Origin of the sequence: Streptomyces abyssalis, from assembly GCF_001751365.1 — a bacterium.
GTDB lineage: Bacteria > Actinomycetota > Actinomycetes > Streptomycetales > Streptomycetaceae > Streptomyces > Streptomyces abyssalis.
On sequence record NZ_LJGT01000040.1, the window covers coordinates 16,645 to 27,617 of the forward strand.

Sequence of the window (10,973 nt, forward strand, 5' to 3'; positions counted from 1 at the left end):
ACCGTATCGCCGTGTCCGCGCACTGACCGTGCCAGGTTCGACCGGCAAGGAGCCACCCCAAGTGTCCGTCTTCGGCAAGCTCATGCGCGCAGGTGAAGGAAAGATCCTGCGCAAGCTGGACCGCATCGCGCGGCAGGTGAATTCCATCGAAGAGGACTTCGTGGACCTGTCGGATGCCGAGCTCCGCGCCCTCACGGACGAGTACAAGGAGCGGTACGCGGAGGGCGAAAGCCTGGACGACCTGATGCCGGAGGCCTTCGCCACCGTCCGTGAGGCGGCCAAGCGGGTGCTCGGCGAGCGGCACTACGACGTCCAGATCATGGGCGGTGCCGCGCTGCACCTCGGTTACGTCGCGGAGATGAAGACCGGTGAGGGCAAGACCCTGGTCGGCACCCTGCCCGCTTATCTGAACGCGGTCTCGGGCGAGGGCGTCCACATCATCACGGTGAACGACTATCTCGCCCAGCGTGACTCCGAGTGGATGGGCCGCGTCCACCGTTTCCTCGGCCTGTCGGTCGGCTGCATCGTCGCGCACATGACGCCGCCGGAGCGGCGCGAGCAGTACAACTGCGACATCACCTACGGCACCAACAACGAGTTCGGATTCGACTACCTGCGCGACAACATGGCGTGGTCGAAGGACGAACTGGTCCAGCGCGGCCACAACTTCGCGATCGTCGACGAGGTCGACTCCATCCTCATCGACGAGGCGCGTACGCCGCTGATCATCTCGGGCCCCGCCGACCAGGCCACGAAGTGGTACAGCGACTTCTCCAAGCTCGTGAAGCGCCTGGAGAAGGGCGAGCCCGGCGATCCCCGTACGCAGAAGGCCGAGACCGGCGACTACGAGGTCGAGGAGAAGAAGCGCACGGTCGGCATCCACGAGGCGGGCGTCGTCAAGGTCGAGGACTGGCTCGGGATCGACAACCTCTACGAGTCGGTCAACACCCCGCTGGTCGGCTATCTGAACAACGCGATCAAGGCCAAGGAGCTCTACCACAAGGACAAGGACTACGTCGTCATCGACGGCGAGGTCATGATCGTGGACGAGCACACGGGCCGTATCCTCGCCGGCCGCCGCTACAACGAGGGCATGCACCAGGCGATCGAGGCCAAGGAAGGCGTGGAGATCAAGGACGAGAACCAGACTCTCGCCACGATCACTCTCCAGAACTTCTTCCGCCTGTACGAGAAGCTCTCGGGCATGACCGGTACGGCCATGACGGAGGCCGCCGAGTTCCACCAGATCTACAAGCTCGGTGTCGTCCCGATCCCGACGCACCGCCCGCTCGCCCGCGCCGACCAGGCCGACCTGATCTACCGCACCGAGGTCTCCAAGTTCGACGCCGTCGTCGACGACATCTCGGAGAAGTACGAGAAGGGCCAGCCGGTGCTGGTGGGCACGACCTCGGTCGAGAAGTCCGAATACCTCTCGGAGCAGCTCAACAAGCGCGGCGTGCGTCACCAGGTGCTGAACGCGAAGAACCACGAACGTGAGGCCGCGATCGTCGCCGAGGCGGGCCGCAAGGGCTCCGTCACCGTCGCGACGAACATGGCCGGCCGCGGCACCGACATCAAGCTCGGCGGCAACGCCGAGGGCATGGCCGAGAAGGAGCTGCGCGACCGCGGTCTGGACCCGGTGGAGAACGCCGAGGAGTGGGCCGCCTCGCTGCCCGCCGCCCTGGAGAAGTCGGAGCGCACGGTCAAGGACGCGGTCGACGAGGTCAAGGAGCTCGGCGGTCTGTACGTTCTGGGCACCGAGCGGCACGAATCGCGCCGTATCGACAACCAGCTCCGCGGCCGTTCCGGCCGTCAGGGCGACCCGGGAGAGTCCCGCTTCTACCTGTCGCTCGGCGACGACCTGATGCGGCTGTTCAAGGCCCAGATGGTCGAGCGCGTGATGGCCATGGCCAACGTGCCGGACGACGTGCCCATCGAGAACAAGATGGTCACCAGGGCGATCGCCTCCGCGCAGTCCCAGGTCGAGCAGCAGAACTTCGAGATCCGCAAGAACGTCCTGAAGTACGACGAGGTCCTCAACCGGCAGCGCGAGGTCATCTACGGCGAGCGCCGCCGCGTCCTGGAGGGCGAGGACCTGCACGAGCAGGTGCGGCACTTCATGGACGACACGATCGAGGCGTACGTCCAGGCCGAGACGGTCGAGGGCTTCGCCGAGGAGTGGGACCTGGACCGGCTGTGGGGCGCCTTCAAGCAGCTCTACCCGGTGAAGGTGACCGTCGAGGAGCTGGAGGAGGCCGCCGGCGAACGCGAGGGCGTCACCGCGGAGTTCATCGTCGAGTCCGTCAAGGACGACGTGCACGAGCAGTACGACGCACGTGAGGCGGAACTCGGCAGCGAGATCATGCGTGAGCTGGAGCGGCGCGTGGTGCTCTCGGTCCTCGACCGCAAGTGGCGTGAGCACCTGTACGAGATGGACTATCTCCAGGAGGGCATCGGCCTGCGTGCCATGGCGCAGAAGGACCCGCTGGTCGAGTACCAGCGCGAGGGCTTCGACATGTTCCAGGCCATGATGGACGGGATCAAGGAGGAGTCCGTCGGCTACCTGTTCAACCTGGAGGTCCAGGTCGAGCAGCAGGTCGAAGAAGTTCCCGTCGAGGAGCGGAAGCCCGCGGAGAAGGCGTCGCTGGAGAAGGAGCCGCAGGACGTGGTGCCCGCCGGCGCGGCGATGGGCGCGGCTCCGGCCATCCGGGCCAAGGGTCTGGACGCCCCGCAGCGTCCCGACAGGCTCCACTACTCCGCGCCGACCGCCGAGGGCGGCGTCGAGGAGGGCGAGCTGGAGACCGGCAACGGCGGCCCCGTCCGCTCCGAGGCCGACGGCCTGACGCGGGCGGAGCGCCGGAAGGCCCAGAAGGGCAAGAAGCGCAAGAAGTGAGCCGCTGAGGCCCCCGAAGGCCGCACCGTGCTTCGGCACTGTGCGGCCTTCGGCGCGTTTCACGGCACGGTGCCTGTCCGCCGCCCTCAGCGAGCGGCGGGCCCGGCCCGTACCGTTCCGGCGGCACGGGGCCTGTCCGCCGGACAGGCCTATGGCTCACGGCTCCCCGGCCCACGGGCCGACGGCGACTGCCCGTCGAGTTCGACGGCCGTGCACCTCCAGCGGCGGTCCGCGCACAGCTCCAGGCGGAAGGCCATGGCCCGCTGGCGGTCGCCGGTGACGATGCGCGCGAACGCCTCGATCACCCCGTCCCGCGGGCGGCTGCCCCGCGCGTCCAGCACCGACGGGCTCGTACGGTCCGCGCCGCGCGGGCGCAGCGGTGCGTGCGACGCGAGGCCGGACAGGTGCTCGTAGGCAGAGCTCCGGGTGTGGCCGAGCAGCGTGTGTACGGGCCGCTGGCCGCTGAGTACGAGCACGAGCCGGCTGGCGAACCAGTACGGCGGCTGCCGCTCACGCTCCCTCGCGGCCGCCGCGCGCAGTGCGGATGCGGAGGGTGCGGCGCCGGGGCCGGCCGCGGCTGTACGGGCTGTCGCTGCGCGGCCCGTGGCCGGGCGGGTGCTCCGGATCTCCGGGCGCCGCGAGTCACGGCGTCCGGGCGGGGCCTTCCGCGCGGAGCTGTGGCGGCTTCGCGGTGAGGCGGCCGCGGGCGGTGTGGGCATGGTGTCCATGAGGTCCCCCGATGAGTGAGTGACGAGACGGGACGACGGACGGCGGGAGTCCCCGAGGGCGCGACGAGGACGCCGCCGTACGCGGTGACGCCGGCGTTTACCCGGCGGTAGCTTCGCTCATCGTTGTATCTGCGTGATCTTCCGGTCGCAATGCGTGACCAGGGGCGCGGCGAGGTGCCCGCATGGTTCACCTATCAGGGCGACGGGTGGAACAAGGTTGACCTCGAACCCCTCTCACCTGCGGCTTCGTGCGAGGACTGGGCGGCGGGCCTGTTCCGTACGCCCCGTATCCTGACGGGGCAGACCCTCCGGCGATACACGAAAGCGGCAGCCCATGCGTGTCTACGTCCCCCTGACCTTCCCAGCGCTGCGCGAGGCCCACGGGGCGGGGGAGCTGGCGCCGGAGCGCGGCGGCACCGTCGCGTACGCGGTCACCCCGGGCCTGCGTGAGTGGTATCTCTCCGACGACAGCGAGGAGTTGGAGTACGCCGCGCTCAACCGCGCCGCACAGGCTTCGCTCCGGCTGGTGGCCGGCAGGCCGGAGGTCCCCCGTCGCCGTGTCGTCGTCGCCTTCGAAGTCCCGGACGGGGCGGTCTCCTTCGACCCCGATCACGGCCTGGAGCGCGAGTCTCTCGGGGAGGTACGGATCGAGGGGTCCTTGGCGATGTCGAGGGCGGCGGCCGTGCACATGGACTCCGCCGAGGCCGAAGCGGACGTCACCGCGGCCGCCGAGGCGCTCGGCGCTGCCGACATGGGCGACGAGGACGCCCGGTTCACGGTGGACGGGGCCGAGGACCACGAGCTTCTCTGGTACGCCACACAGGAGATCCCGCACCTGACCTGCTGACGTAGGCGTGCCGCCGGAGGCCGGGCCTCCGGTGCGCGCCGGGCCGGGCTCCTGTCCCGGGCGAGGACGGGCGGCGGGTCAGGACGGCCGAATCCGGTATCGCGTTGTCAGAGCCTCGACGTACCGTCGTATCCATGGGTCTGGGACACAAGCACAGACGGTCGGCTCACATCGTCTGGGACTGGAACGGCACGCTGCTGCACGACATCCATGCCGTCATCGCCGCGACGAACGCCGCCTTCGCCGAGCTCGGACACCCCTCCATCACCCTGGAGCGCTACCGCGAGCTGTACTGCGTACCCGTCCCCCGCTTCTACGAGCGGCTGATGGGGCGGCTGCCCAGCGACGAGGAGTGGGTGGTGATGGACGAGACGTTCCACCGCCACTACTGGCGGCAGGCGCGGGACGCCGGGCTGGCCGAAGGCGCCGCCGAGCTGCTCGCGGCCCGTGCGGCCGCGGGGAGCACGCAGTCGCTCTGCTCGCTGGCGCCGCACGACCGGCTCGTCCCGCTGGTGCGCACGCACGGCATCGACCGGCACTTCGTACGCGTCGACGGCGCTCGGGGGCCCTCCGGGGGCGGCAAGGCCGAGCAGATGGCGCGGCACCTTCTGTCCCTGGAGGGTGTGCGGGCGGAGCACACGGTGATCATCGGGGACGCGGTGGACGACGCCCTGGCCGCCGAGCACGTGGGAGCCCGTGCCGTTCTCTACACGGGCGGATCGCACAGCCGGAAGAGCCTGGAGACGGCGGGCGTCCCCGTGGTGGACACACTGGCGGAGGCTGTCGAGACGGCCGAGCAGATAGCGGCGTAGCGGGCCCCGGCCGCCCGGCGGGCCGCCGGGCGGTCAACGGGAGCCGCAGGCAGGGCAGTCGGGACAGCAGGGGCCGCAAGAGGCCGTGGGAGTCGAGGAGTCGGGCGGTCGGAATGCGGGGTAGGACTGAAGGGTCGGACAGCCGGTTCGTACCGGATGGGCGGCAGCCGGTTGCTGTCCACTCCGTCCAAGACCAACCCCTGATTTTGTACACATAAGGTCTATGACTGCCCCCCGCTCAGGGGCTGTAGCCTACGGGCGTGATCAGCGCGATATCTCGCGGGGGCGGCGCGACCCCCCGTCCGGTGCCCCTTGCGCGACAGCGCCCCGGGCAGCCGCTGGTCTCTTCCACGGCACGCGTCGAGCTGGGGCTGTCACCCCGCGTTCCGATGCCGTGTCCCGACAAGCCCCAGCCATTTTCACGTCACGCAACGGCGCGCGACAGGAGCCACAGGACATGCAGACCAAGCTGGATGAAGCAAAGGCCGAGCGGCTGGAGGAGGCCGTCCGGGTAGCTGAAGAGAGCCCTGCCGGGGGCCGGCACCCGGCGCGGGGTCTTGAGAACGGAGCGCTCAGGGCGTTCCTCCAGCGCTACTACCTGCACACCGCGCCGGAGGACCTCACCGACCGCGACCCGGTCGACATCCTCGGTGCGGCGTTCGCGCACTACCGTCTGGCGCAGGAGCGGCCGCAGGGCACCGCCAACGTCCGCGTGCACACCCCGTCGGTGGACGAGAACGGCTGGACCTGCACGCACACCGTCATCGAAGTCGTCACCGACGACATGCCCTTCCTGGTCGACTCGGTCACGAACGAACTGTCGCGGCAGCACCGCGGCATCCACGTCGTGATCCACCCGCAGATGATCGTGCGCCGCGACGTCACGGGGAAGCTGCTGGAGGTGCTCGACGCCGGGCGTGACAAGCCCGCGTTCGGCCCGGGTGAACGGCCCGCCGAGGCGCGGGAGCTGCCGCACGACGCCGTCACCGAGTCCTGGATCCACGTCGAGATCGACCGTGAGACCGAGCGCGACGACCTCAAGCAGATCAGCGACGACCTGCTGCGCGTCCTCTCCGACGTGCGCGAGGCCGTGGAGGACTGGCGCAAGATGCGCAGCGCCGCGCTGGACGTCGCCGAGGAGCTGGACAGCGAGCCCACCGCTCCCGATGTGCCCGCTCAGGAGGTCGAGGAGTCGCGGGAGTTGCTGCGCTGGCTCGCCGACGACCACTTCACCTTCCTCGGCTACCGCGAGTACGAGCTGTCCGAGGAAGTCCCCGACGAGGACAAGGAGTTGACGCTCACACCCGTCCCGGGCACCGGCCTCGGAATTCTGCGTTCCGACCCGCAGCACACCACGGCCGAGGACGGCCACCCCGTTTCGCCGTCCTTCAGCCGGCTGCCCGCCGACGCCCGGGAGAAGGCCCGCGAGCACCATCTGCTGGTGCTGACCAAGGCCAACAGCCGTGCCACCGTGCACCGTTCCTCGTATCTCGACTACGTCGGCGTCAAGAAGTTCGACGCCGAGGGGAACGTCGTGGGGGAGCGCCGCTTCCTCGGCCTCTTCTCCTCCGCCGCGTACACCGAGTCGGTGCGCCGTGTCCCGGTCATCCGCCGCAAGGTCGAGGAGGTGCTGACCGCCGCCGGATTCGCCCCGGACAGCCACGCCGGCCGCGACCTGCTGCAGATCCTGGAGACGTACCCGCGGGACGAGCTCTTCCAGATCCCCGCAGACCAGCTGCGTTCCATCGCCACCTCGGTGCTCTATCTGCAGGAGCGCCGCAAGCTGCGCCTGTATCTGCGCAAGGACGAGTACGGGCGCTACTACTCGGCGCTCGTCTACCTGCCGCGCGACCGCTACACGACCACGGTCCGGCTGCGGCTGACCGAGATCCTCTCCGAGGAACTCGGCGGCACCAATGTGGACTTCAGTGTCTGGAACACCGAATCGGTGCTCACCCGGCTGCACTTCGTCGTCCGCCTCAGGCCCGGCGCGCAGCTCCCCGAGCTGACGGACTCCGAGGCCGACCGCATCGAGGCACGGCTCGCGGAGGCCGCCCGCTCCTGGGCCGACGGCTACATCGAGGCGCTGAACGCCGAGTTCGGCGAGGAAGCCGCGGCCGAGCTGGGCCATCTCTACAGCGCGAACGCCTTCCCCGAGGGGTACAAGGCGGACTTCCCGCCGCGCGCCGCCGTCGCGGACCTCCAGCACCTCAACCGGCTCGCCCGCGGTGAGAACGGCACCCCCGACTTCTCGCTGAGCCTGTACGAGCCGGTCGGAGCGGGCCCCGGTGAGCGCAGGTTCAAGATCTTCCGCATCGGTGAGCCCGTCTCCCTCTCGGCGGTCCTCCCCGCGCTGCAGGCCATGGGCGTCGAGGTCGTGGACGAGCGTCCGTACGAGCTGCGCTGCAGCGACAAGAGCAAGGCGTGGATCTACGACTTCGGGCTGCGCATGCCCGTCTCCCACGCGCACGGCCTCGGTGAGGACGCGCGGGAGCGCTTCCAGGACGCCTTCACCGCCGTGTGGACGGGCCGCGCCGAGAACGACGGTCTCAACTCGCTGGTCCTCTCCGCGGGCCTGACGTGGCGCCAGGCGATGGTCCTGCGCTCGTACGCGAAGTATCTGCGGCAGGCCGGCGCCACCTTCAGCCCGACGTACATGGAGGACACCCTCCGGCACAACGTGCACACGACGCGGCTGCTGGTGAATCTCTTCGAGGCGCGCCTCGACCCGAGCCGCTCACGGGCGGGGCACGAGCTGACCGACGGCCTGATGGAGGAGCTCGACGGCGCGCTGGACCAGGTCGCGAGCCTCGACGAGGACCGGATTCTGCGTTCCTTCCTCACCGTCATCAGGGCCACTCTGCGCACGAACTACTTCCAGAGCACCGGCGCGGGAAGCAGGGCCGCCGGCACGAAGGACCCGTCGGCGGGGCCGCACGAGTACCTGTCGGTGAAGCTGGACCCGCAGGCCATCCCCGATCTGCCGGCTCCCCGCCCCGAGTACGAGATCTGGGTGTATTCGCCGCGCGTCGAGGGTGTGCACCTGCGCTTCGGGAAGGTCGCGCGCGGCGGGCTGCGCTGGTCGGACCGGCGGGAGGACTTCCGTACGGAGATCCTCGGCCTGGTCAAGGCGCAGGAGGTCAAGAACACGGTCATCGTGCCCGTCGGCGCCAAGGGCGGATTCGTCTGCAAGCAGCTGCCGGACCCGGCCGCCGACAGGGACGCGTGGCTGGCGGAGGGCATCGCCTGCTACAGGACCTTCATCTCCGGGCTGCTCGACATCACGGACAACCTGGTCGCCGGCGACGTCGTGCACCCCGAGGACGTGGTCCGGCACGACGAGGACGACACCTACCTCGTCGTCGCCGCCGACAAGGGCACCGCCACGTTCTCGGACATCGCCAACGAGGTCGCCGAGGCGTACGGATTCTGGCTCGGTGACGCCTTCGCCTCGGGCGGCAGCGCGGGCTACGACCACAAGGGCATGGGCATCACCGCCCGGGGCGCCTGGGAGTCGGTCAAGCGGCACTTCCGCGAGCTGGGCCACGACACCCAGACCCAGGACTTCACGGTCGTGGGTGTCGGCGACATGTCGGGCGACGTCTTCGGCAACGGCATGCTGCTGTCGGAACACATCAGGCTGATCGCGGCCTTCGACCACCGGCACATCTTCCTCGACCCCGATCCGGACGCGGCCACGTCCTACGCGGAGCGCCGCCGCCTCTACGAGCTGCCGCGCTCCTCCTGGGAGGACTACGACACATCGCTGATCTCCGCGGGCGGCGGCGTCTATCCCCGTTCTGCGAAGTCCGTGCCGGTCAGCGCGCAGGTACGGGCGGCCCTCGGCATCGAGTCGAAGGCGGGCAAGGTCACCCCGGCCGAGCTGATGAAGGCCATCCTCGCCGCCCCCGTCGACCTGCTGTGGAACGGCGGCATCGGCACGTACGTCAAGGCGTCGACGGAGTCGAACGCGGACGTCGGCGACAAGGCCAACGACGCGATCCGCGTCGACGGCGAGGAGCTGCGCGTCAAGGCCGTCGGTGAGGGCGGCAACCTCGGGCTGACCCAGCTCGGGCGTATCGAGTTCGCCCTGAACGGCGGCCGCGTCAACACCGACGCCATCGACAACAGCGCGGGCGTGGACACCTCCGACCACGAGGTGAACATCAAGATCCTGCTCAACTCGGTCGTCGCCAACGGCGACATGACCGTCAAGCAGCGCAACGCCCTGCTGGCGGAGATGACCGACGAGGTCGGAGAGCTCGTCCTGCGCAACAACTACGCGCAGAACGTGACCCTCGCCAACTCCATCGAGGTCGCCTCCGGCCTCCTCCAGGCGCACCACCGCCACATGCGGCGCCTGGCCAAGGAGGGCAAGCTGGACCGGAGCCTGGAGTTCCTGCCCAGCGACAAGCAGATCCGGGAGCGGCTCACGGCCGGAGCGGGTCTGACGCAGCCGGAGTTGGCGGTGCTGCTCGCCTACACCAAGATCACGGTGACGGACGACCTGATCGGCACGACCCTCCCCGACGACCCCTACCTCCAGCAGCTCGCGCACGCGTACTTCCCGCGGGCGCTGCGGGAGCGGTTCCCCGAGGAGATCATCGCGCACGCGCTGCGCCGTGAGATCGTCACGACGCTGCTGGTCAACGACACGGTCAACACCGGCGGTTCGAGCCTCGTGCACCGCATGAAGGAGGAGACGGGCGCGTCGACGGAGGAGATCGTCCGTGCGCACACCGCGGCGCGCACGATCTTCCGGCTCGGCGAGATCTGGGACGAGGCGGAGGCGCTCGACAATGTCGTCCCGGACGACGTGCTCACCAGCATCAGGCTCCAGTCGCGCCGCCTCGCGGAGCGCGGCACCCGCTGGCTGCTGAACAACCGTCCCCAGCCGCTGCAGCTCGCCGAGACGATCGAGCTGTTCAGCGACAGGGTGGCGGCGGTGTGGGACGAACTGCCGAAGCTCCTCAAGGGTGACGACCGCGTCTGGCACCAGGCGATCCTGGACAGGTTGGACGCGGCGGGCGTTCCGTCCGAGCTGGCCCAGCGGGTGGCCGGGTTCTCCGCCGCCTTCTCCGGGCTGGACGTGGTCGCCGTCGCGGACCGTACGGGAGTGCAGCTGCTCGACGTCGCGGCCGTCTACCACGACCTGGCGGACCGTCTCGGCATCACGCAGCTGCAGGAGCGGGTCAGCGAACTGCCGCGCGCCGACCGGTGGCAGTCCATGGCGCGTGCGGCGATCCGCGAAGACCTCTACGCGGCCCACCAGTTGATCGCCGCCGACGTGCTCTCGGAAGGCGACGGCACGGCGACCCCGGAGCAGCGGTACGAGAAGTGGGTGGCGAAGAACGCGACGATCCTCTCGCGTGCCCGTGCCACCCTCGACGAGATCCAGGCGTCGGAGACGTTCGACCTGGCCAACCTCTCGGTCGCCATGCGGACGATGCGCACGCTGCTGCGCAGCAACCGCTGACCCGCTGACCTGACCCGCCGGGCTGCCGGCAAGGCCCGGGCGGCGGTCCCCGTACGTCACTCGTACGGGGACCGCCGCATGTCCGGCGGGCCCCGGGTGCACGCGTTCGGCCGTATCCAGAGCGCACGGCGCATGCTGCCGGTCTTCACTGGAGGAGACCGCAGGGGAGGCCCATGCGCATCGAGCCCGACGCAGCTTCCGCGTCCGCATCCGAATC

5 protein-coding genes are annotated in these 10,973 nt (G+C 69.7%); 4 read left to right on the forward strand and 1 reads right to left on the reverse strand.

Annotated features, from left to right (window positions below; genetic code table 11):
• Window positions 1-61: 61 nt before the first annotated feature.
• A complete protein-coding gene (gene secA / locus AN215_RS15085; RefSeq protein WP_070013532.1) occupies window positions 62-2,893 on the forward strand; it encodes a preprotein translocase subunit SecA in 2,832 nt (943 codons plus the stop codon).
• 149 nt (window positions 2,894-3,042) lie between these two features.
• Here secA and AN215_RS15090 read toward each other — a convergent pair whose 3' ends face one another.
• A complete protein-coding gene (locus tag AN215_RS15090) occupies window positions 3,043-3,621 on the reverse strand; it encodes an Rv3235 family protein (RefSeq protein WP_245694507.1) in 579 nt (192 codons plus the stop codon).
• A gap of 334 nt (window positions 3,622-3,955) precedes the next feature.
• On the opposite strand from AN215_RS15090, the gene AN215_RS15095 reads away from it, so the two are divergent.
• From AN215_RS15095 to AN215_RS15105, 3 genes are all read left to right on the forward strand, one after another.
• Window positions 3,956-4,468: a DUF6912 family protein gene (locus tag AN215_RS15095; protein WP_070013533.1), complete on the forward strand. Its 513-nt coding sequence runs from the start codon at window positions 3,956-3,958 to the stop codon at window positions 4,466-4,468.
• 134 nt (window positions 4,469-4,602) lie between these two features.
• Entirely contained in the window at window positions 4,603-5,280 is a 678-nt protein-coding gene (locus AN215_RS15100) for an HAD family hydrolase (protein WP_070013534.1), read from the forward strand.
• Between the two features lie 457 nt (window positions 5,281-5,737).
• Window positions 5,738-10,756, forward strand: coding sequence for an NAD-glutamate dehydrogenase (locus tag AN215_RS15105; RefSeq protein ID WP_070013535.1), 5,019 nt, complete (start codon window positions 5,738-5,740; stop codon window positions 10,754-10,756).
• Window positions 10,757-10,973 lie beyond the last annotated feature (217 nt).